We start from the raw sequence: 22,001 nt of genomic DNA, 5'->3' as shown, positions 1-22,001 counted from the left end.
GCATTTGGCCTAAGCCCTTCACAGAATAGAGCTGCGATAAACCGAAAGTCGTTGCACAGCAACGGGTTCAGAGAACTGAATGCAAACTGAGAATTTCTTGAATCACTCATTCACGCATCGCCCCATTGAGCGTTCGAACGAATGGATGGAAGAGATACTGCAGAACATTACTGCGCTGCCCTTTTATATCTGCAACGATGGGCATTCCAACTTGAACAGGGTATTTTTTATTAGAGGAATCAAGGTACTGCCGATCAAGTTCAATTGTTGCATTGTAATAAAACTGGCGGTCATCGGGGTTTTGAACAGTATCCCCAGAAATTGACGTTAAACGTCCAGGAATAGTACCGTAAACAGAGGAATCAAAAGGCTGAAGATTGACATCAACATCTTGTCCAATATGAACAAATCCAATATCTTGTGATGGGATACGAGCTTCAACTAATTTTGTGGTGCCAGCTGGTACAACCGACGCAACCACAGCTCCAGGTGCAACAACAGCTCCGCGGGCAGAAAAACGAAGGTCACTAACTGTTCCTGATACTGGCGCTTTTACAACCATTCGTGAAAGCTGGAAACGGACTTTCTTGATATTTTCTGCAACAACCGATTCCTCATTAACCAAGGCTGCTATTTCTGAATTTTGTTCGAGTACTAAGCCTGATTGAAGACTTTGAAGATTAGCTTTTGCTTGAGCCAGTGCCTTTGTAGCCTCATTGCGTGCACCACGAATTTCCTCAACCTTCGCTTGAGCATTAACAAGTTGAAGCCTTGAGCTTGCACCATCTTGTGTTAGTGAAGCCCACATGTCTCTTTCTTCAATCAGTAGTTTCAACTGTTTATTGAGACCATTGATTTCTGCAGATTTCTCAGCAACAACGGCGCTAGCAGATTTCAATTGATCTGATGCATTCGCTAATCGACTCGTTAGAAGATTCTGTTGTGCATCACTTACTTTAATTTCACTTGGATTTAAAACGTCAATGTTATTTTGACTGGGCAATACATCGTCTCCGCGAATTGCGGCGCGCAACTGTTCTTGCTGGATAATAAGAGCATCTAGTTTAGATTTTGTAGCCGAAAATTCACTACCAACCATTTGCGGATTTAATTGAAGCAAGGCTTCTCCCTTACTGACTGACTGACCATTTTTGACGTTGACAGATGAAACAATACCACCCTCTAAATGCTGAATGATGTTAACGGAACCTTGAGGTATAACTTCACCGGAAGCTTCTATAACCTGGGTAATCGGCGTAAGTGCGGCCCACGGGAAAAAGATAAGAGCTGCTGCACCTAAGACATAAAGGCTTCTTCTAACGAATAAATTATCCTGCGGGTCTTCGAGTTCTAATGCCTGAGCTAATCTATTTCTACCTAATAATGTATTAGAGTCTGATGCTGACAAACCAGGAAGTTGACTAAGAAGTGAATCGGCTGAAGTAGAAACCTTTGAACTAGAATCGGGAGCGATTCCATTTGAGCTAGAACCTGGAGCGATTCCATTTGAAGTTGAGTTGGTCATGAAAACGAATGAAATTAGAGAAAAGTCAGAAAAATAATTTAGTGATCTAAGTTTTAGATTGAACCAAAACTTCGAGCTCTTTTTGTGTTCCCTGGAAAGTAGACACACCTTTATCAATAATGCAAATATTGTCGGCTAATTCAAGCATTTTATTATTAGACGTTGTCAGGATAATACATCGCTCTTGCTTTGAAAACATACATTGTTTAAGTTTAGGAAGCGCATCAACAATTGCCTCGAATTGTACAGATGTTAAGCCCTGGCTAATATCATCAATAAGAAGAATTGGTGAGTCCTTAATCAGAGCCTGGGCCAAGCTAATAAGTTTTTGTACTCCGACAGGAAAGTGATAACTCATATCATTATTCAAGTAAGTGTCAAAACCTTCTGGAAGATTGGCGATGAAATCATAAACACCAATCAATTGGCAAATTTCCTTAACAGCTTCAAAAGAAGCATCAGGATTCATTGCTGTAAGATTTTGCCATAAACTTCCTTTTAGGAATTGACTATTGTTCATTACATATGAAATATTGCGTTGAATGTCTTCATTCGTAAACTGACGGTAATCTTTGCCATCAAACGAAAGGGTACCATTTGCAATTGGATAAAGTTGTGCAATTACGTTGAGCAATGTTGTTTTACCACATCCTGATTTACCAGTTATGGCGTAAATTGTACTGGGCACAAACCTAAGGTCAACTTTTGCAAGTAATAGCCTTGAAGTGCTAGGAATACGACAAGATAATGAATCCAATTGAATGGAACCATATAATCTTGATTTGGTGTTAATAGATGGTCTGGTTACAGAAGAATGATTCCTTAGTTTTAGAAAACGATCAAGCTGGCTATATTGATTTTTAATCGTGTCAAAACGAAGCAATGCATTCATTAAGGATTGAAAGGGGGTAAAGACACGCCACACAATAAACATTGCGGCAATTAAGTTTCCAAGAACATTATTACCATCAGGACTTGTAAACATTAGCCAAGCTCCAACTGCAAGCGTTAAAGTACCTGCCATTTGAGATGAGGTTGAGGTTAGTATTTGAAGAATTCCTGCTTGCTTATTGAGAACCAAACCACTTTTAGTGCTCTCACCAGATAATGCACGAATACGCTGTACCCAAATTAATTCTAGATGTGCAAGTTTTATTTCTTTAAATCTTCTCACTAATTCTAACTGTGCTTGCAATATACCAACGCTTGTTTTTATATTTAACTCTTCCGCTCCACTGTAAAACTTCGATAAAACTAAAATTATTGAGCCACTTATCAACATGATTACAATCGGTACAAATACAAGATTTCCAGCAAGAAGACCAATTGCAATCAGGTAAATTATAATGAAAGGGAAATCAAGCAACGCTAAAGCTAATGGTCCCTTTAGATAATTAAGCATCGCATCTAAATTTCTGATCCTCGTGTTGTAGTTACTTAGATTGATGCTCTTAAGTTGGGAGTAGTCAAGTCCTAGGAATTTCTGAGTAACTCTCATTCCAAAAAGTGAATCAAGCTTTCCAGCCATCTGACTTATTAGATTTGAACGCCACTGACGCATATTGAATTCAAGGATAAATAAAGCTCCAATTCCAAAGAATAACAATAATGATGATATAAATGCTTCCCCTGGAATGGCAATATTGTAAATTGCTCGCAAATAGAGTGGTAGTGACAAGGCGAGCAATGATATTCCAAAACTAATCCAATAAAGTGCAGAAATTTTATTGGAGAATCGATAGGCTATGTGTTTGATAATTGATACATCTTCATTGGACTTTATTTCGTCAAGTATTAAAAGAAAGCCACCTGGCTCAATCTTTTTAAGATCAAAACGACCTTTTGCATTTCCGGCTATAATTGAATCTTGATCTTCTACAAATAGAACAAAAGGTTGATCACTTGGGTCAATATATAAAGCTGGTAATGTGTGAATGTTGATTGATTTAAAGTCTTTCAGCTTTTTCAGTTGAGAATTATAACCAAGTCGTAAAAATAAATTTCTTGTATCTACAAGATCTATTTCTTGTGGATCTCTTCCGATTATATTTGCTATTTCGTTAATTGATCCTGTCCATTGAATCTCTTGTAAAAGAAGCCTAATACAAAAGACAAGCGGTAAATCAGGGCTGAGAGATAGATCTCGTATCAGTGGTGTATTTTGTGTGTGTCCCACAATTGTTGAATTTTTATTCGAAGTTTTCATTGAACACCTCCAACTTTAGTCATTGACAATGTTTGAATCGTTTGATTGCATATTTTGCCCAAAACAGGACTTGTACCTGCTATCACTAAGGTTGTACGACCGTTACAACAACTTATGATCGTCTGTATACCCTCAATAAATGGCTTTCCGAACGTACATCCATTTAAGTCGATTAGAAGTATGAGCGGATTTTTAGATAGGCCAGAAATAATATGAAGTAATTTTTCATCATCTGAAGATAAGCCTGAACCCATTTGACTTCCTATAGTTGTATCGTAGCCAAGTGGTAGAGTTTTTATCTTTTCATCAATCCCTAATAAATATGACCAGAAAAGAGCGCTACGTTTATACTTTGAAGGCTCAAAACAGCTTAAATTTTGGATTAAAGAACCATCAAAGGATCTGAAGGATGGATTTACATACGCTATTTTATCAATGATCTCTAATCCAGAATATTCACTTAGCGGAATATCATTCAGCAGAATTGTCTGATCATTTTCAGCTAAAACAATATTTTCAAACATTCTTGTTATCTCCATACCATTTGAATTGGAATTAATCCAATGACTTTCATTGCGGTGGATCTTTAGCGTGCCGAGTTCTGATGTTGTAATTGTGAATATGTCTGTATTCGTTGGAGATATTGTATTTACTGATTTAGTGTTGTTGACCTCGATAATTGGTGTGCTCATTAGAGCTTGGTATTCATCCTGTGAATGCACTAAGCTTCGATAACTGCTCCATAATGTGGAAAGCCTTTGCCAAGGATTGAAGATTTTACCGATGAGTAAAATTGCTGCAGCCAAAGCACCAACCAATAAACGATCGTTGATGACTAAAATTGCACCGAGAGTGGCTACTGCTGCAAGTGTTGCCTGACTCACTAGATTGCCGAACGCTTGGTGTTTTAAAAGGTATTGATTATTTTTCATTCTTCGCCAAGATAGGCGTTCTTGTAATGGCTCTAGAGAAGTTAAATACTGCGTGTTTAATCCGTTCGCTTTGATTAGATCTACAGAATCAACCGTATCAATCTGGGTGTTTAATCGCTTGATCTCTAGTTGATCTTGTTCTTTGCTAACATCTTCAAAGTCTTTAGCAAATGATAGGGATTTAAAGAAGAATACACTAATTCCCACCAAAACCGGTAAGGCAATAATCCCACCCACCATGAATAAGATTACAATGAATATCAATGAAAAAATTAAATCAATTGCTGTTGTTAAGGACTGCAGTGCTGAGTTGTCTTTCAATAAATTAATACTATTGAGTCTAGATATGTGTTCTGAGGGTGATGATTTTAAAAAACTTCGTATTGGAATAGATACAAAGTGACTAATCGCATTGACTCGTTTCTCATGGGTCACTCTTGCACTATCTTCACCGACCAAATCAAGCCTCATTATCTTTAGCCAAACCGAAATCATCATTAATACGACAACTAGTATTGTCAGCAAGATTAAGCTTTCAATTGCTTGCCTAGGAAGAATTACAGAATAAACAATATTAATATAGATAGGTGCTGATAGCTCTAACAGATTTATCAATACGGAAGCAATAATTATTTGTCCGATTCGATATTTTTTCCAATCAAATTGCCTTAAGGATTGAAAGTATCGATGATGGGATAGCTCATGCAAAAGTTGTTTGTATTTAAAGGCTTTTCTTTTGAAATAACTATTAGGATTGAATTGTAGTTGTTTCACGGCTAGACAATGAGTGAATCGAATATTTAAAGCATAGTAATTTTTCTTGCGCTGTCAAAACTTTTTGACCCCAAAAGTGCAAATTCGTTGCATCTTGAATGCTTTTTTTAAATTTTCATTATACTTTAAGCGTAATCTTAGAAGTCACTCATCAATCTCTCAGTATCCTTGCGCTGCACACGAATAATTGTCGATATACTGCATATTTAAGATCAATACCGTGTCCGTTAAACTTCTTTTAAAAAGTGATGTGACTCGAGTAGAAGTTCTAGGTCAAGGAAACACTTTTCCCCTCAATTTTTCTATTATTGCTCCCTTCACGGAGACTTCATTCGTTGAAGAATTAATTATTCAAAAGTTTGGAACGACACGTTTAGATCCTAATCAGTTATTTACCTTCCTATCATCAGATCCGTTGGTGCAAAGTAAGTTTGATGGACCTGAGATTATTTCGGGGAGTCTGTCTAATGAAAATCATATAAATCAATCTGTTGATTTCAATTCTCAGGCTTTAGGCAGAAAACTGGTTCTTTGTGGTTTGCTTTCTGATCAAGATCTTGATGAATTGCTCGACAGATTTCAGCCATTTTCCAATACACAGCGATTTGGTGAATTTCTTCGGCTTAATTTGAATATCCCCTTCCAGATACTTGATTTCTTTCTCACAAAAAGTCTTGCTAATCTAGATTTTAACAGTTTAAAGCTTGGCGAAAGACTTGTCAGTCTCGGGTTGGTCTCCCAATCCTCCATAGATCAAGCACTTGAACGTCAAAGTATCAGTGGTGGCCGGATCGGCGACATACTTGTCAGCAATAATGATATTAATCCTCAGTTGACAGATTTTTTCGCACAACTACGGCTCAATGAGTCTGGCATGTTCGTTATTTAAATTATTTCAGGATTGTTTGATTCATTTATTTTGTTGCCTAAGCTTAGTCTTTGTTCAGACAACTTTATTTCGTTTTGATCAGGCTATACCTTAATAGCGAATATTTCAAACTGGTTTATAAACTTAATATTGATTTATTGTCCTGCTTTCATGTGTCAACAGTTGATACTGAAGCCAAGCTAACTGATGTTTGATATGCGCTATCATTAAATTTTCAAGCAATCAGAAAGTTCAAACGTCTTTAGGCTCATCATATTTCAAGCTTTGTTTTCTTGAGTATGCAATCAATCATATTATTCATTTCGTTTGCATTCACATAATTCATTGAGACTTGCCCGTCCAGTGATTCGTAAACGTTGTGCAGCCCATAGTGCATAGATTTGATCAATCAATGTTCCAATCAAGGGCCATTGGGTTGGGGCATAGATCCAACCGAGTCCCACATGGCGATACGCCTCTCGGAACACAGCCACGTCCTTTAAAACTTCTCCGTTCGCCCGAATGGCATGGATATTTGTCATCGCTTGTTTATACGTAATTCCCTCCCATTGAGCAGGGTCATATACGTCTTGATCAATGTCTACAAAAGCAAGTTTTCCGTCACGATCCCGGCGTTTCAAAAACTTCACTTCACGAAGACATAACGGACATCCACCGTCGTACAAAAGAGTGAGGCTTGGGCTTGGTTCACTCATGCTGCGGTTCTCTAAGCGAATAAAGTTCTAGCGATTGGAAGCAATTGCGGAGGCCATCGTTACCACTTGGTGAATAGGCCCTACGTCGTGTACACGCAATATCGCCACACCTGCATCCACCGCCCGTGCGCACACCGCAGCAGTCCCCCATAGTCGAGCATTGGCTCGTGGCTCGTCCAAAACAGCCCCAATAAAACGTTTTCGGGAAGGACCTAGCAATAGAGGAATTCCTTCAGCAACGATGCTCTCAAGCTGTTTGAGTAGGGCTAAATTTTGCTCGGTTGTTTTGGCAAATCCGAGACCTGGATCCCAGATCAACTGATTTTGATTCACACCTGCTTTTTGAGCGTGCTCTGTAGCGGCTCGTAATTCATTAATGACTCCTTTCACAACTCCAGTCCTGCCGTAGTCGGTGCAGTGATCCATTGTTTGACTATTCCCTCGACTGTGCATCAGCACAAACGGGCAGCCTGCGCTTGCAATCAGCGAGAACATTTCTGGGTCCCGACGCCCACCGCTCACGTCATTAATCCAATCAGCACCAGCCTCAAGAGCCTGATTGGCGACCGCAGCAAGAAAGGTATCCACCGAGATCAAAACCTCAGGGTGTTCTTTACGAATAGCTCTCAAGGTTGGTAACAGCCGCTTGAGCTCTTCTTCCGCTCCCACTTCCATGGCATTTGGCCTGGTGCTTTGGGCTCCCAGATCCAAGCAATCCGCCCCAGAGGCAATCTGACGCGACGCCTCAGCCAATGCCCTATTCAATTGGTTGAACTGACCACCATCGCTAAAGGAATCGGGAGTGAGGTTGATCACTCCCATCACGGCAGTGCGCGTGCCCCAATCCTTCGGCCAGCGCATCGAACGTCAGCTCTTGACGTAATTCGCGATCCGCCCAAAACCTTCAGGATCCAGGGAGGCGCCGCCAACCAAAACCCCATCGATATCACTCATGCCCATCAACTGATCAATGTTGCCTGGTTTCACCGAACCCCCGTACTGAATGATCAAATCTGGTGAGCCAACCCAGCTACGAATCAATCCGCAGATGCGATTGGCTTCACTCGCCTCACACGTTTTGCCGGTACCAATCGCCCAGATCGGCTCATAAGCCACAACCAACTGGCTGGGGTCCAGACCTTCTAAGCCCTGCTCAACCTGACGACGGATCACCCGCTCAGCTTCACCCCGGCTGCGCTGCTCGTCGCTTTCACCAACACAAACAATTGGGATTAATCCATTGGTTTGAGCTGATCGAGCCCGATGATTGATCTGTTCATCACTCTCGCTGAAGTACTTGCGAGGCTCACTGTGGCCAACGATCGCGTACTGGACGTTGTGCTCCTTGAGCATGCTCGGGGAAATCTCAGCGGTGTAAGCGCCCTCTCCCTCCCAGTGCACGTTCTGGCTGGACAGTTCAAGGCGGGTTCCTTCGCTCAGCTCAGCAAGCGTGCTGATAGCCGTAAATGGCGGAGCCACCACCAAATGTCGGTCATTGGGAAGCTCTGCAATGAGAGGAAGAAACGTGCCAATCCAGGCCCTGGCTTGTGCACAGGTCATGTGCATTTTCCAGTTTCCAGCAATCACCGGTTTGCGCACGCTTCAGTCCTCTGCAGCTCAGCAGCTGACAACTTAAGGCCCAGCCTGAAAAGAATCCGAAACTTCGGCAGAGTCGACACCCATTTGGACGCGATCGCCAGCTTTCAGTTGACGACCACGCCGTTGCTCAAGGTCGCCATTAACGAGCACCTCACCCCCCTGGATCCTCAACTTGGCTTCTCCACCCGTCGCGACCCAGCCCATCCATTTAAGGAATTGATCAAGTCTCATTCCTGCACCAGTCAGTCCTATCGCCATTGATAGTCTGACCTGATGCTGAAGCCATCAGAAGCGGGATTCCGCAGGTTGATTCCACTGCTGCGACCTCACAGGCGGCTCCTGACGATCGGCACTCTCTGCATGCTGGTTTTTGTCGGCAGTCAACTGGTGTTGATGCGACTGATGGGCAGGCTTTTGCCCGATGTGGGATCGGGTGATCTCAAGCGAATTCTGCCGGTCATCGGCCTCGTTCTGTTGGTCTTTGCGATCCAAAAACTGGCACAATTTGGTCAAGACTCTCTGCTTGCAGGTCCTGCGTTACAAGTCAGCCAGTCGCTAAGAAGAGACCTCTTTCAAAGGCTTCAGAAGGTGCAGCTCGGTGCCTTGGAGAAAATGTCGTCCGGGGATCTCACCTACCGGCTCACAGAAGATGCTGATCGTGTGAGTGAGGTGATTTACAAGACCCTCCACGACAGCATCCCAAGTGCTCTGCAATTGGTGGCCGTACTTGGCTACATGCTTTGGCTTGACTGGAAATTAACGCTTGCGATCCTGCTGCTCGCCCCCTTCGTTGCGTGGCTGATCAGCCTGTTTGGGGCAAGGGTGATGATCGCCACTGAACGAAGTCAAAAAAAGGTCAGTGAGCTGGCAGGTCTGCTGGGAGAGGCCATTGAAGGCCTACCTCTCGTCCGCGCCTTTGCCGCGGAGCCCTGGTTGGAACGCCGGTTTGAAGAAGAAATCGATCAGCACCGGCAAGCTCGCTACAACACCTATCGCCTTGTTGCCCTTCAACATCCCGTAGTCGGGATCATTGAGGTACTTGGTTTCGCCACAGTCCTGGTCTTAGCAGCGATCAGAATCAGCAGCGGTGATCTTGCAGTTCCTGAACTAATCAGCTACCTCACTGGCTTGGTGCTGCTGATCGACCCGATCGCCCATGTCACCGCGAATTACAACGAATTTCAGCAGGGACAATCCTCACTGCGCCGTTTGCGTGAAATCGAAAAGGAACCCTCGGAACCGGCAGATCCTGTGCCATCGATTCCCCTTGGTCGCCTGCGCGGAGATTTGAACTTCGATCAAGTCGAGTTCTCTTACATACCAGGACAACCCGTTCTTCAAGACTTCAACCTCTCCATTAAGGCCGGACAGGTGGTGGCCCTTGTTGGACCTTCTGGGGCTGGTAAAACGACGCTTTTTTCTTTACTCCTGCGGTTTAATCGCGTTAATCATGGTCAGCTTCTCTGTGATGACAAAGATCTGAGCCAAGTCAGCGCGCGCGACCTCAGACAACAAGTGGCTCTTGTTCCCCAACGCAGCAGCGTTTTTTCTGGAACGATCGCGGAAGCGATTCGATTTGGCCGACAAGCCACACAGGAACAGCTCCATCAAGCTGCAAAGCTTGCCAACGCCCATGACTTCATCATCCGTCTCCCTGACGGCTACAACACCCGTCTTCAGGAACGAGGCACCAACGTTTCAGGCGGACAACTCCAACGCATCGCCATTGCAAGGGCAGTGCTTGGCAATCCAGCCGTGATGCTGTTGGATGAAGCCACCAGTGCACTTGATGCAGAGGCGGAGGCCGCTGTTCAACTTGGGCTCAAGCAAGCCATGCTTGGGCGAACCGTGATTGTGATTGCCCATCGTTTGGCAACGGTTCAGGAAGCCGATCTCATTGTTGTTCTCGAACATGGTCGAATTTGCCAACAGGGCAGCCATGACGATCTGATGAGTCAGGGCGGCAGATATCGAGAACTGTGCGAACGACAATTCATCCGCATCAACGAATGAATGGTTTCAACCAACGCAACAGCCAATAAGATCTTGGCGTTTGCTTGCCGTTGATGACCAGCTCTTCCGTTTCCCAAGACCAGAATCCAATTCTGACCTTTGAAGGCAAACGCTACGACCTCAATAAGCTCCCAGATGATCTCAAAGAGCTCGTTAGAGGAATGCAGGTTGCTGATGCCCAACTCCGTATGCATGAGGACACCCTCAAAGTGCTCGCAGTTGGACGCCAGTCAATGGCCATGCAGCTCAACGAACGACTCAAGGAAGTCACTCCCCTAGAAGACGCAGCCTGATCTTTCAAGCATCTGAGTCTGACCCTTCAGACAAAAACAGCCTCCCGGTCGTTCCGGAAGGCTGTTTTATTGCGAAGAAAACTCTTATTAGTTCCAAATAGATAGCGAAGGAATCAACATTCTGAATCACATTGTAATTCCAGCAAAACCATCAACTGAGCGTGGTTGATTGCTGACGAGTCTTGAAGTCGTAAGAACGTGTCAATCGGAACACTACTGGGGAAAGCAACAGCAAGCCGATCAGGTTGGGGATCGCCATCAGACCATTAAGAATCTCGGCAATCGTCCAAATCACACCCCCCGAAGCCACCGCACCAAAGACAACCACAGCAACCCATACCAACCTGAAAGGTCGAATTGCCTTCACCCCAGCCATATATTCAAGGCACTTCTCGCTGTAGTAACCCCATCCCAATATTGTTGTCAAAGTGAAGAAAATTGTGCCAAAAACAACAATCCAATCAAAACCAGGAAGTGCAGATCCAAAAGCATTAATTGTGAGAGACACATTCTTAGCCCCGGAAACATAATCCGCCTGGGAGTACAAACCGCTAATAATGATCACAAGAGCTGTCATCGAACAGATCACGATAGTGTCGATGAACGTTCCAATCATCGCCACAGAGCCTTGGAGAACAGGATCACCAGGCTTCGCAGCAGCCTGAGCAATCGGCGCCGTTCCCAAACCTGACTCATTCGAGAACACACCACGTGCAATACCACGCTGAATCACCACACCGAGTGAACCACCAGCAGCAGCTTCTCCATTGAAAGCATTGGAAAAAATAAGACCAAAAGCTCCAGGAATCTGTTCCAGATTTGCAGCGAGAATGACTAAGGCTCCAATGACATACACAGCTGCCATCAGCGGTACAACAATCTGAGTGACCTGGCCAATCCTTTCAATTCCTCCAATCAAAACCGCCAAGGTGATCGAAGCCACGACGATGCCGGTCAACAACGGCGGGATCCCAAACGACACTTGCAAGGCTTCAGCCATCGCATTGGCTTGAACCCCATTACCGATCCCAAATCCAGCAAGGGCTCCAAAGAAGGCAAACAACCAGCCCATCCAGGCCCAGTTTTTACCAAGTCCATTGCGAATGAAATACATAGGACCGCCCACGTGCTCACCAAGCTCATCCACTTCGCGGTAATGAACTGCCAACAGCGATTCGGCGTATTTCGTAGCCATACCCACAAGGGCGATCATCCACATCCAAAACACGGCCCCAGGGCCACCAACCGCGATTGCTCCTGCAACGCCTGCAACATTTCCGGTGCCAATCGTCGCAGCCAACGCAGTCGTCAGACTTTTAAAAGCACTGACATCACCATCACCACTGCTACTACGGATGGATGCGATCGCTTCGCGAAAACCAAATCCAATACGGATTAGGGGCTGAAATTTCAGCCCCAACATTAAATACAAGCCAGTGAGGCCAATTAACCAAAGAGTGAACGGCCCCCAAACGAAGCCATTGATTTCGGAAAGCAGAGAATTCACTAAACATCAAAAGCTTTGGGCAGTATGCCCAGCTTTTGGTGTGTCATGCCAGAAGCTGCAAATCTTCGAACAAAAACGTTTGCTCAGAGGCCTCTGAGCCAGGGCCGGCAGCCGTAGTGATACGACGTGAGGCAAGGGTCCAAGGACCATTTCCTGGAAGAGGGGCAAACTGATCCTCAAACGTACTTTTTCCACCCTTTGACTCACCCGTTTTGGGATCGGCATATTCGCTGGTGTACGTATGGCTTAGATAACCATTTCCAGTGTCAGTTGTGCTCATGGTGTGAATAGTGACCACCGTTCCATGAATGTGACGGTGGACCATGGTGACAATATCATCTTTAATCCGATATTTATCCCCTTGACCTTTTCCGCCAATGATGACTTCGAGGCCTTCATCGGTGTAATCGCCAGCTGTAAATATATTTTCAGAATGGGTCTGTTCAAATGTGCGACGCACACGATGAATACAAACTTCCCACAATTGTGAAGCAAATGCTTTTTCAACTTCAGGATCAGAGACCCCCTCAACCTTGGCTTTTAAATCAGCGCCAACACGGAAGGTTCCTTCAACAGAACGGTCGCCTTGTAGCCAAATGCAGCGACCTGAATATCCAGAAAATCCTGGATCCCAGGTGTAGCGGTTTTGATAAGCAGCACGAAAAGCATCCCGGCAATCGCTGCCTGGAGCAATCACTGTCGCGGAGGTCGAGGTCAAGGGATCAGCAGCAAGCTTTTAAAACCCTACTGGCCAGAAAGCGATGCGTGGACGTCTTGCAAAGCATGAATCACGATTGTTCGAGTTTGTAAGGCCTCAATCGCCTCTACAGCAGCACGTGCACCAGCCAGTGTGGTGAGGGTAGGAACGGAATAATCGAGCGCAGCCCTGCGCAAATAGCGATCATCATGCGCAGCCTGGCGTCCAATTGGTGTGTTGATCACCAGCTGCACACCACCAGAACGAATGAGGTCTTCGATATTGGGGCGTCCCTCATGCACCTTAAGAACGGACTCCACCTGCAACCCTTCATTACGAAGTGCTTGAGCGGTTCCAGAGGTTGCCATCAATTGGAAACCCAATCCGATGAGCTGGCGCGCCACGGGCACCAAAGCCGGCTTATCGCGATCGTGCGTAGAAAGAAAGACCGTTCCAGTGGTTGGAAGCGCTTCACCTGCAGCTAGTTCTGCTTTGGCGAAAGCCATACCGAAATCGGATGCAGAACCCATCACTTCACCAGTTGAGCGCATCTCGGGGCCCAAAAGAGAATCAGATCCAGGAAAACGTCGAAATGGAAGCACCGCTTCCTTCACGGTCTGCAAAGGAGGGACAGGCTCTTTCAGCAAACCAACCTGGCTCAGCGTTTCACCAGCCATCAAACGCGTTGCAAGGCGTGCCAAAGGAACGCCTGTGGCTTTGGCCACAAAGGGAACAGTGCGAGAAGCACGAGGATTTGCTTCGATAATGAATACTTTTTCTTGTCCATCTGCAGCCCTTTGAACCGCAAATTGCAAGTTAATCAATCCTTGAACTTTCAACGTGATCGCTAACGCCTCACTCCAACGACGAATCAGAGATAAAGCATCTTCACTAAGGGAGATGGAAGGCAAGCAACACGCTGAATCTCCGGAGTGAATTCCTGCAGGCTCGATGTGTTCCATCAAGCCACCAATCACAACCGTGCCCTCATGATCACAAAGGGCATCAACATCAACCTCAACAGCATTCTCCAGATATTGATCAATGAGTACAGGATGATCTGGCTCAACTTGAACAGCTTCTTTCATATAACGATTGAGCTCTTCCTCGTCGTACACAACTTCCATGGCACGCCCTCCTAATACGTAAGAGGGACGAACAACAACGGGATAGCCAACGTTGCCAGCAATCGACCGCGCTTCCACTTCACTTCGGGCCAAACCATTACGAGGTTGACGAATCTCTAGTTTCCGAAGAATGGCCTCAAACTGTTCGCGATCTTCTGCGAGGTCGATGGATGCTGGTGAGGTTCCCCAAATTTGAGTCCCAGTCGCCTTTCCTTGCGGTGTGGAGAGCCAATTTAAAAGAGACAATGCGAGCTTGAGAGGTGTTTGCCCACCGAATTGAACAATCACTCCATTCGGGCGCTCTGCCTCAATCACATTGAGCACATCCTCGAGCGTTATCGGCTCAAAATAAAGACGGTCACTACTGTCGTAATCCGTAGAGACTGTCTCGGGATTGCTGTTTAACATCACCGTCGCAAAACCCTGATCCTGCGCAGAAAAAGAGGCGTGGCAACAACAGTAATCAAATTCAATACCCTGCCCAATCCGATTAGGTCCACCACCCAAAATCATCAACTTTGGCCTCGTCTCCGTAGCAACCTCAGTGGATGGAGCCATGGGCTGAAGTAGCCCATCTGGCTTCAAACGAAAAAGGGGACGTTCATAGGTTGAGTAGTGATAAGGAGTGGAGGAAGCAAATTCAGCAGCACAGGTGTCGACTGTTTTGAAGACAGGTGTCACACCCAACTGGTCTCTGCGCTCTCGAACATTCAATTCTTTACTATCAACAAACCAGGCTATTTGCCGATCGGAATAACCCAATGTCTTGAGCTTAAACAATATTGTCTCATCAAGATCTTCCAGGCTTTTGCCCTTCAAAAGATCAGACTCAGCATCAATTAATCCTCTTAACTTTGCAAGGAACCAGGGATCAATATGACTTAATTCATGAATATGCGCATCGGTCATGCCTGACAACATGGCGCTGCGGACAGCCAAAATTCGATCGGGGGACGGTGTCCGTAGTGAGCGTTCAAGATCGGTTTTGGAGCACGATGGCTCCGGTCGGTCCCCCCCCCATCCGGACAGGCCAGTCTCCAGTGATCGCAATGCTTTCTGGAACGACTCTTCGAAACAACGACCGATGGCCATCGCCTCACCAACCGACTTCATCGCGGTTGTCAGAACAGCGGGAGATCCACGGAACTTTTCAAATGCAAAACGAGGCACTTTCGTGACCACGTAGTCAATGGTGGGCTCAAAACAGGCTGGTGTCTTTCCAGTGATGTCGTTGAGGATCTCATCGAGGGTGTACCCGATTGCCAACCTCGCAGCGATCTTGGCAATCGGAAATCCAGTGGCCTTACTCGCTAGTGCAGAGGAGCGACTCACCCTTGGATTCATTTCAATCACCACCACTTCACCGTCAGCAGGATTGATGGCGAACTGGATATTGCTTCCACCAGTAGCCACACCAATCTCACGAATGATCGCGATCGATTGGTCTCGCAGCCTTTGGTATTCCCGATCAGTGAGCGTTTGAGCCGGTGCAACGGTGATCGAGTCACCGGTATGGACCCCCATTGGATCCAAATTCTCGATGCTGCAAACAATCACCACGTTGTCTGCTAGATCACGCATCACCTCAAGCTCAAATTCCTTCCACCCGAGCAGAGATTTCTCAATCAAGATCTGAGAAACAGGACTGGCATCAAGACCCGTCTTGCAAATAGCGCTGAACTCCTCAGGGTTGTAGGCGATTCCTCCACCGCTTCCCCCGAGCGTGAAGGCAGGTCGAATAATGCGTGGATAGCTGCTAATCGAGGCACCAACCGATTCCGCTTCTTCCAAAGTGGACGCGATTCCTGAAGGGCAGACGTGAACACCAATGCGCTCCATCGCCTGCTTGAACAGTTGCCGGTCTTCCGCTTTTTGAATCGCTTTGAGATCGGCACCGATCAGCTCAACGCCAAACCGATCCAGCGTTCCATCTTTGGAAAGGGCAACCGCCAGATTCAGGGCAGTTTGCCCTCCCATTGTGGGGAGCAGGGCATCGGGACGCTCGAGTTCAATGACGCGAGTGACAACGTCCGGCGTTAGCGGCTCGACGTAAGTGCGATCCGCCATTTCCGGATCCGTCATGATCGAGGCCGGATTTGAGTTGATCAAGATCACCTCATAGCCTTCTGCCCTCAGGGCTTTACAAGCCTGAGTTCCTGAATAGTCGAACTCGCAGGCCTGTCCGATCACAATCGGTCCGGAACCCAACAGGAGGATGCGACGAAGATCGTTCCGCCGGGGCATGGGCCTTCAATACAGCCAAACCAGCCAATACTCCCATGTGGAGCACTTGAAAGATTTCATCAGCAACCTTTCGGGTCGGTTGGTCGCTAGCGTTAGAGCAAAGGAGTCCTTAATCCACCATGAGTGAGCTCCAGCGACTGAAAGGGTTGCTGCCACCAGAGATGCAGAGCTGGGTGTTCGTGGAAGCTGCTGCTGCTGTGGAACCTGCTTTGATCACTCTTGAAGAGATCGGCAGAGATGAGGTCGAGATTCAGGTTGATCTTGATCTGTGGGACCGCTTTGCGCTTGATCACAGAAACCTTCTGTTTTGGCACGAGGTTGGTCGGATCCAAAACGACACCATTCCTAGAGATGGTTGGGAAATGGCTGCTTTAGCCATCGGCCTGGGCGGTGCGATTGGTGAGCTTTGGGTGCAAGACGGTTTGCTGTTGTTGATGGCCCTGGGCTTGTCTGGGTTTGCTGGCTATCGCCTCTATCTCAAAAACAATGCCGAAAAGCGTCTTCGTGATGCGATCTCAGCCGACGAAAGGGCGATTGATCTGGCTTGCCGATTTGGCTACAGCGTTCCGAATGCCTACAAAAGTCTGGGTGGAGCTCTGAAGGAGTTGGTGGAACAGACACGCAAAAAGAAAAAGAGGAGCTTTTACGAGGACCGGCTTGAGGCACTACGCAAAAGCGCAGGAAAAGCAAGAGCAGAAATGGCTCAGCAGCAGGGCTCCAATCAATCCGTTACCAGCGAGAACGTTTATGGATAGTGAACAGCTGGCCGAGCTTGCAGCGGATGCTTGCGACGATCGCAAGGGTGTAGATATCCAGCTCATTCGGGTTGATGAGGTTTCAAGCCTCGCCGATTGGTTGGTGATTGCAGGTGGTCAGAGCGACGTTCAAGTCAAGGCAATGGCCCGATCGGTTGAAGACCGTCTGGAAGAAGAAGCCAAACGACTCCCCTTACGCAAAGAAGGGATGAACGAAGGTCGCTGGGCCCTGCTCGATTACGGCGAATTGATTGTGCACATCCTTCAATCAAACGAACGCAGCTACTACGACTTGGAAGCGTTCTGGAGTCACGGTGAACGCCGTCCCCATCTAGCTTCTGAAACATCGGTAGGCCTCTGAGACCTGTTCGTATGGCTGCGACTATCTCCTGTCCTGTTCCTCCCGACCAACGTCCTCAGGAAGAGTTCACCCAGCTGAGCCAATCGTGGTTTTTTGCCTGGCCGCGTCATCGACAAATTGATTTAGACAAGGCTTTGCTTTTGAGTTGGCTTCTGATCGTTCCTCTCACGGTGCTGATTGCAAGCGGTAGTTGGAGCTTGAGACACGATCCAATCCGTCTTGTCCTCGCAGGTGCTGTTTCTGGGCTCGTTTTGCCGATGTTGTTATTGGTACGTCAATGGTTGGGTTGGAGTTACGTCCACAAGCGTCTTCTTTCTGAACGGGTGGAATACGAAGAATCGGGTTGGTATGACGGGCAAGTTTGGGAAAAACCCTTGTCCTGGCGGGAGCGAGATCTGCTGCTTGCTCAGCATGAAGTTCGCCCGATCCTGGGACGGCTTGGCAGAGCCATGGCCACAACAACAGGGCTGATTCTTGGTGGAGCCAGCCTCTGTCAGGCCCTTTAATTTCCCTGACCTTCTTTCACTGATACTCCCTCTATGACACTTCCTCCTGGCTACGGCAGATCGACCAGAAATTCCGGCTGTCCTGCTTTTGAGGTCGTGCTGAAAAGAGGTTCATCGGTGGAATCAGTCCATCGCGTGCATGCCGTTGTCTGTGATTCAAAGGGAAGAATCCTGATGAAAGCTGGGCAGGCCAATCATGAAACCTTCGTGAGATCAGCACTCAAGCCCTTTCAAGCCTTGCCTGCTCTCAGCAGTGGCGCCTCTGGAAGCTATGACTTTGGTGATCGAGGCTTGGCAATTAGTTGCGCCTCGCATGCAGGGACTGCCGAACACGCAAGGGAAGCGTTCCGACTGCTTTGGAACGCCCAACTGGAAACTGACGCTCTCCAGTGCCCAATTCCTGGATGGGGTCATAGTCCCCTGGAGCACAATTGCTCCGGCAAACATGCTGCATTCCTTGCCACAGCAAGAAAAATGGGGTGGCCCTTGGAGAGCTATCTCAAGGGAGATCATCCACTGCAGCAAGAGATCAATCGACGCGTTGGAGAATTCCTCGGACTACCTGCTGAGGAACTCGTCGCAGAGCGCGATGACTGCGGTGCGCCCACCCTGCTTTTGCAACTCTCCCAGATCGCTTTGCTCTATGCCCATCTCGGCTCTTCAACCCATGCCGAACTGGAGCAAATCAGCAGAGCCATGCTCGCCCACCCCAAACTTGTTGCAGGAGAAGGCCGTTTCGACACCGAGTTGATGTCCCGCTCGCATCAGCAGGTAATCAGCAAAGGTGGCGCCGAAGGCGTTCAGTGTCTCAGCAGAACAGGAGATGGCCTGGGAGTGGCGATCAAAGTGGAAGATGGCTCTCGCCGGGCCAAACAGGCTGTAGCGCTCCATCTCCTGCGCCAACTGGATTGGATTACTCAGGGGAGCCTGGACGATCTGGAGGACAAGATGTTGATCATGGGTCCAGGAGTGAGACTTGAAGTGAAGGGAGAACTACGCGCGTGAACCCTCACAATCGCTGGAGTTGCGAACCCCAAGTTGTATAGTTTTGGAGTCAGCGCGGGGTAGAGCAGTCTGGTAGCTCGTCGGGCTCATAACCCGAAGGTCGGGAGTTCAAATCTCCCCCCCGCCACCAAATCAAAGCCCCTCTTTATGAGGGGTTTTTTGATGCCAGATTCTCTCAACACCTTGAGAATCCAAGAATCGTGCCAAACCCGGCATCCTGAGCAAGCAGGATTTTCAACACTTAAAAAGAATTCGAATCAAAAAATTATTTAACAAATACAGCCCTGAAACAAAGCCAAACTAAAAATATTAGCGTCAGATCATCAGTTGCTCAAAACTAGATCCCAAGCAAGCCAGTTAATCCAACAGAACCTCCTCCACGTAGCAGATAAGCGGACAAGCCTCCTCTCCTATTCGCAATCAACATCAGTATTAAAGGCTAAGAAAGCCATCAGCTACTACATCGAAATACCCATCATGATCAACAGATTGAACCACTCCTGATTAATCAGACTGATACCTACTTAGGCAAATCAGGGCCCTCAAACCATGTCAATTCAATCAACTGCTTGAATCATCGAGACGTTGACATCCACTCCGATCAAACGATCAGCGGGCGAAGAGGGAAACTAAGAACAGGTCATCGCTCGAGCTGTGCCGCTGAAACCCTTCGAAGCCATCGTGATCGGTTCAGGTGCAACCGGAGGTGTAGCCACCCAAACGCTTGCTGAAGCAGGGATTCGCGTCTTGGTGGTGGAATCAGGCCCCGACCTGAGCGCTCAAGAAGCCCTGGGCAGCGAACCCATCAACAGCATGAGACGCGTCCGTGGCCTGCTCAGCGGTCAGCACCGAAACCAGGCCCAGCATCCCGGCTATTGGAAACACAATCCACGTCTCTATGCCGATGAACGGCGCTATCCCTACTCCACACCAAAAGATCAACCTTTCCTCTGGACACAAGGGCGCCAAGTTGGCGGCAGGAGTTTGACCTGGGGTGGAATCACCCTGCGACTCTCTGATCTGGAATTCAAAGCTGCAGAGCGGGATGGCCACGGACACTCCTGGCCTATTTCCCATCAAGATCTAGATGCTCATTATTCCGCTCTGGAAAGGCAATTTGCCATTCATGGCAACAGAGATGGACTCGCACAACTCCCAGATGGTTGCACTATCGCACCCCTGAGTTTCACCCCAGAGGAACAACAGTTGGCTGCCGCCCTCCAGGGCTCGGCTGACATCGAGATGATTCACTCACGCGGTTTTTCAGCGCATCAACCATCCCCAAAGTGTCCATGGCCGCCATCGAGCAGTCCTGGAAGCAGTCTTAAAACGGCCCTCTCCACTGGACGCGTAGAGGTGCTGTCAGGGCATCTGGCAGAACGCCTGCTGATGAACCGTGATCGAAGTCGTGCCAGCGGAGTCGTTGTGATCGATCAACGCAATGGAGAGCGAATCAAGCTGGAGGCCCCTTTAGTGGTTCTGTGCGCTTCCACAATTGCGTCCCTGCGATTTTTGTTGCTCTCAGAACGGTCAGCGACTGAAGGAGGTTTTGAAGACCCCTCCGCAAGCCTGGGACGTCACTTGATGGATCACGTCTCAACGTGTCGCTTCTTTCAAGTCCCAAGCAGGAGTGGCCGTGAATCTCTCCAAGAACTTGATCCCACCAGCCAGTTGTCGGGAGCTGGAAGTTTTTTCCTTCCCTTTGGAAGTCTTCCACCACAACGCTCTGGAGCGCTGCCCTTTTCCAGGGGGTATGGACTTTGGGGCGCGATTAATCGCTTTGATCCACCTTGGTGGTTAAAAAGGAATCCCGACTGCCGCTTGGGATTTCTGATTGGTCATGGAGAGGTTCTTCCCTCCCATCAGAACAGGGTGACCTTGTCGGAAACAGTGGATCGCTGGGGAGTCCCCATTCCACATATCAGCTGCCGATGGGGAACGAACGAGACAGCAATGGTGGCTCATATGCACACCTTGATGAATGAGGCCATTGCCCTAGGCGGAGGGGAAATTCAACCCTTAACCGATCTGGTCATGATGCCGCTGATCGAACCCATTGTCGGCAATTTGGAAGCGATGAAAGCAGGCGCTCCTCCACCTGGTTATTACGTGCATGAGCTGGGTGGAGCTCCGATGGGCAATGATGAGAACGACAGCGTTGTGGATTCCTGGAATCGACTCTGGCGCTGTCCGAACGTCTTAGTCGTTGATGGCTCTTGTTGGACCACTTCGGCGTGGCAAAGTCCAACATTGACGATGATGGCCATCACGAGGAGAGCTTGCCAGCAGGCTCTCAAGCCTGAGAACGCATGAAAAGATCGTCGAGATAGCGTTCGGTAACTGCTCGGTCAGTACAACCGTTTTGAACTAAAAATTGAGCAATTGCAGAGCTGAGCAAACGGTATTGATCCCAGCGTGGATTCAATCCAATGAAATCTTTCATTCCGCGATAAAGCAGTTCAGGGATTTCTGCTTCCATGCTCACCAATGAAAGTCCTACGTCACTGAGTGATTCAGCCAAAGGAGTGTCGCAGTGCTCAAGGTGATATCGATCCATGGAGTGGGGGGAAATCCTCAGCGGTGAACACCACCTAGGAAGACACACGATGGGGGTAGCCGTCAAAGCCGAGGCAATCAGCCCGTCTTACGGGAAGCACTGTTGAGAATCATTCCAGCCCAGTGGGTTTCGATAATCATGGAGCAGTTTTTGAAAGCGCAAACGGACTTGCAAAGCGGTGTCAAGTTCAATTGAATCAAAATTGGAAAACCCACAGCCCCTCAGCAACGAGCAAGGATCAAGCCCAAAAGCCGGTGGAAAACGAAGCAATATCTGTGGAAAAAGAGGGAACAATAAGCTCAAGACTTGATTGATT

General features: G+C 47.4%; 20 protein-coding genes and 1 tRNA gene. 10 read left to right on the top strand and 11 right to left on the bottom strand.

Features of this window, described 5'->3' with window-relative positions; translation table 11 throughout:
• Positions 1–106 precede the first annotated feature (106 nt).
• The 3 genes from SYNC_RS05630 to SYNC_RS05620 are packed head-to-tail and all read right to left on the bottom strand — an operon-like array spanning position 107 to position 5,437.
• Complete coding sequence (locus SYNC_RS05630) at positions 107–1,525, bottom strand: HlyD family type I secretion periplasmic adaptor subunit (RefSeq protein ID WP_148201862.1); 1,419 nt, start codon at positions 1,523–1,525, stop codon at positions 107–109.
• A 46-nt stretch (positions 1,526–1,571) separates the two neighbouring features.
• Entirely contained in the window at positions 1,572–3,731 is a 2,160-nt protein-coding gene (locus SYNC_RS05625; RefSeq protein WP_011619145.1) for an ATP-binding cassette domain-containing protein, read from the bottom strand.
• Positions 3,728–5,437: an ABC transporter transmembrane domain-containing protein gene (locus SYNC_RS05620; RefSeq protein WP_011619144.1), complete on the bottom strand. Its 1,710-nt coding sequence runs from the start codon at positions 5,435–5,437 to the stop codon at positions 3,728–3,730. Before SYNC_RS05620 ends, SYNC_RS05625 begins: the two co-directional genes overlap by 4 nt.
• 220 nt (positions 5,438–5,657) lie before the next feature.
• On the opposite strand from SYNC_RS05620, the gene SYNC_RS05615 reads away from it, so the two are divergent.
• Positions 5,658–6,326, top strand: coding sequence for a hypothetical protein (locus tag SYNC_RS05615; protein ID WP_148201861.1), 669 nt, complete (start codon positions 5,658–5,660; stop codon positions 6,324–6,326).
• Between the two features lie 293 nt (positions 6,327–6,619).
• Here SYNC_RS05615 and SYNC_RS05610 read toward each other — a convergent pair whose 3' ends face one another.
• From SYNC_RS05610 to SYNC_RS05595, 4 genes are read right to left on the bottom strand one after another with little or no spacing between them, the layout of a single operon-like run.
• Positions 6,620–7,021, bottom strand: a complete 402-nt coding sequence (locus SYNC_RS05610; protein ID WP_011619142.1) for a thiol-disulfide oxidoreductase DCC family protein — start codon at positions 7,019–7,021, stop codon at positions 6,620–6,622.
• A gap of 27 nt (positions 7,022–7,048) precedes the next feature.
• Positions 7,049–7,882, bottom strand: coding sequence for a dihydropteroate synthase (folP, locus tag SYNC_RS05605; RefSeq protein WP_011619141.1), 834 nt, complete (start codon positions 7,880–7,882; stop codon positions 7,049–7,051).
• A gap of 6 nt (positions 7,883–7,888) precedes the next feature.
• A complete protein-coding gene (tpiA, locus tag SYNC_RS05600) occupies positions 7,889–8,620 on the bottom strand; it encodes a triose-phosphate isomerase (protein ID WP_011619140.1) in 732 nt (243 codons plus the stop codon).
• Between the two features lie 33 nt (positions 8,621–8,653).
• Entirely contained in the window at positions 8,654–8,878 is a 225-nt protein-coding gene (locus SYNC_RS05595) for an RNA-binding S4 domain-containing protein (protein ID WP_011619139.1), read from the bottom strand.
• Between the two features lie 15 nt (positions 8,879–8,893).
• On the opposite strand from SYNC_RS05595, the gene SYNC_RS05590 reads away from it, so the two are divergent.
• Together SYNC_RS05590 and SYNC_RS05585 are read left to right on the top strand one after the other, a co-directional pair.
• The gene (locus SYNC_RS05590; RefSeq protein WP_041426489.1) at positions 8,894–10,633 is read left to right on the top strand and encodes an ABC transporter ATP-binding protein; all 1,740 of its coding nucleotides are present in this window, start codon (positions 8,894–8,896) and stop codon (positions 10,631–10,633) included.
• Positions 10,634–10,686: 53 nt separating this feature from the next.
• Positions 10,687–10,926, top strand: coding sequence for a DUF6447 family protein (locus SYNC_RS05585; protein ID WP_041426488.1), 240 nt, complete (start codon positions 10,687–10,689; stop codon positions 10,924–10,926).
• A 151-nt stretch (positions 10,927–11,077) separates the two neighbouring features.
• Here the strand turns inward: SYNC_RS05585 and SYNC_RS05580 are convergent, their stop codons facing one another.
• Genes SYNC_RS05580 through carB form a run of 3 tightly spaced genes read right to left on the bottom strand, consistent with a single transcriptional unit; the run spans position 11,078 to position 16,501 of the window.
• Entirely contained in the window at positions 11,078–12,433 is a 1,356-nt protein-coding gene (locus SYNC_RS05580) for a sodium:alanine symporter family protein (protein WP_011619136.1), read from the bottom strand.
• Positions 12,434–12,476: 43 nt separating this feature from the next.
• Positions 12,477–13,151, bottom strand: coding sequence for a DUF3386 domain-containing protein (locus tag SYNC_RS05575; protein WP_011619135.1), 675 nt, complete (start codon positions 13,149–13,151; stop codon positions 12,477–12,479).
• A gap of 26 nt (positions 13,152–13,177) precedes the next feature.
• Positions 13,178–16,501, bottom strand: coding sequence for a carbamoyl-phosphate synthase large subunit (gene carB / locus SYNC_RS05570; protein WP_011619134.1), 3,324 nt, complete (start codon positions 16,499–16,501; stop codon positions 13,178–13,180).
• 119 nt (positions 16,502–16,620) lie between these two features.
• On the opposite strand from carB, the gene SYNC_RS05565 reads away from it, so the two are divergent.
• The 6 genes from SYNC_RS05565 (at position 16,621) to SYNC_RS05540 (ending at position 21,441) form a co-directional block, all read left to right on the top strand.
• Positions 16,621–17,256 (top strand): DUF3318 domain-containing protein, encoded by a 636-nt coding sequence (locus SYNC_RS05565; protein ID WP_011619133.1) that lies wholly within the window; start codon positions 16,621–16,623, stop codon positions 17,254–17,256.
• Complete coding sequence (gene rsfS / locus SYNC_RS05560) at positions 17,249–17,617, top strand: ribosome silencing factor (protein ID WP_011619132.1); 369 nt, start codon at positions 17,249–17,251, stop codon at positions 17,615–17,617. The genes SYNC_RS05565 and rsfS overlap by 8 nt, the downstream gene beginning before the upstream one ends.
• Positions 17,618–17,628: 11 nt before the next feature.
• Positions 17,629–18,123, top strand: coding sequence for a CGLD27 family protein (locus SYNC_RS05555; protein WP_011619131.1), 495 nt, complete (start codon positions 17,629–17,631; stop codon positions 18,121–18,123).
• A gap of 33 nt (positions 18,124–18,156) precedes the next feature.
• On the top strand, positions 18,157–19,128 hold the full coding sequence (locus SYNC_RS05550; protein WP_011619130.1) for an asparaginase: 972 nt from the start codon (positions 18,157–18,159) through the stop codon (positions 19,126–19,128).
• A gap of 53 nt (positions 19,129–19,181) precedes the next feature.
• Positions 19,182–19,258, top strand: a tRNA-Met gene (locus tag SYNC_RS05545).
• A 524-nt stretch (positions 19,259–19,782) separates the two neighbouring features.
• A complete protein-coding gene (locus SYNC_RS05540; RefSeq protein WP_011619129.1) occupies positions 19,783–21,441 on the top strand; it encodes a GMC oxidoreductase in 1,659 nt (552 codons plus the stop codon).
• On the opposite strand, the gene SYNC_RS05535 is transcribed toward SYNC_RS05540, so the two are convergent.
• Complete coding sequence (locus tag SYNC_RS05535; RefSeq protein WP_011619128.1) at positions 21,422–21,685, bottom strand: DUF2811 domain-containing protein; 264 nt, start codon at positions 21,683–21,685, stop codon at positions 21,422–21,424. The genes SYNC_RS05540 and SYNC_RS05535 overlap by 20 nt on opposite strands.
• A 122-nt stretch (positions 21,686–21,807) precedes the next feature.
• Between SYNC_RS05535 and SYNC_RS15005 the strand changes: the two genes are divergently transcribed.
• The gene (locus SYNC_RS15005) at positions 21,808–21,999 is read left to right on the top strand and encodes a hypothetical protein (RefSeq protein ID WP_148201860.1); all 192 of its coding nucleotides are present in this window, start codon (positions 21,808–21,810) and stop codon (positions 21,997–21,999) included.
• Positions 22,000–22,001 lie beyond the last annotated feature (2 nt).

Source organism: Synechococcus sp. CC9311, from assembly GCF_000014585.1.
Lineage (GTDB): Bacteria > Cyanobacteriota > Cyanobacteriia > PCC-6307 > Cyanobiaceae > Synechococcus_C.
The sequence above is the reverse complement of the archived record's forward strand: the minus strand, read 5'-3'. Positions and strand labels throughout refer to the sequence as shown.

What these genes read in the sequence shown, in the direction of transcription:
- carB (WP_011619134.1), bottom strand. Translation starts at nt 16,501, where the DNA reads ATGCCCCGGCGGAACGATCTTCGTCGCATCCTCCTGTTGGGTTCCGGA.
- SYNC_RS05535 (WP_011619128.1), bottom strand. Translation starts at nt 21,685, where the DNA reads ATGGATCGATATCACCTTGAGCACTGCGACACTCCTTTGGCTGAATCA.
- SYNC_RS05610 (WP_011619142.1), bottom strand. Translation starts at nt 7,021, where the DNA reads ATGAGTGAACCAAGCCCAAGCCTCACTCTTTTGTACGACGGTGGATGT.
- folP (WP_011619141.1), bottom strand. Translation starts at nt 7,882, where the DNA reads ATGCGCTGGCCGAAGGATTGGGGCACGCGCACTGCCGTGATGGGAGTG.
- SYNC_RS05630 (WP_148201862.1), bottom strand. Translation starts at nt 1,525, where the DNA reads ATGACCAACTCAACTTCAAATGGAATCGCTCCAGGTTCTAGCTCAAAT.
- SYNC_RS05595 (WP_011619139.1), bottom strand. Translation starts at nt 8,878, where the DNA reads ATGGCGATAGGACTGACTGGTGCAGGAATGAGACTTGATCAATTCCTT.
- SYNC_RS05590 (WP_041426489.1), top strand. Translation starts at nt 8,894, where the DNA reads ATGCTGAAGCCATCAGAAGCGGGATTCCGCAGGTTGATTCCACTGCTG.
- SYNC_RS05555 (WP_011619131.1), top strand. Translation starts at nt 17,629, where the DNA reads ATGGCTGCGACTATCTCCTGTCCTGTTCCTCCCGACCAACGTCCTCAG.
- SYNC_RS05565 (WP_011619133.1), top strand. Translation starts at nt 16,621, where the DNA reads ATGAGTGAGCTCCAGCGACTGAAAGGGTTGCTGCCACCAGAGATGCAG.
- rsfS (WP_011619132.1), top strand. Translation starts at nt 17,249, where the DNA reads ATGGATAGTGAACAGCTGGCCGAGCTTGCAGCGGATGCTTGCGACGAT.
- SYNC_RS05625 (WP_011619145.1), bottom strand. Translation starts at nt 3,731, where the DNA reads ATGAAAACTTCGAATAAAAATTCAACAATTGTGGGACACACACAAAAT.
- SYNC_RS05550 (WP_011619130.1), top strand. Translation starts at nt 18,157, where the DNA reads ATGACACTTCCTCCTGGCTACGGCAGATCGACCAGAAATTCCGGCTGT.
- SYNC_RS05585 (WP_041426488.1), top strand. Translation starts at nt 10,687, where the DNA reads ATGACCAGCTCTTCCGTTTCCCAAGACCAGAATCCAATTCTGACCTTT.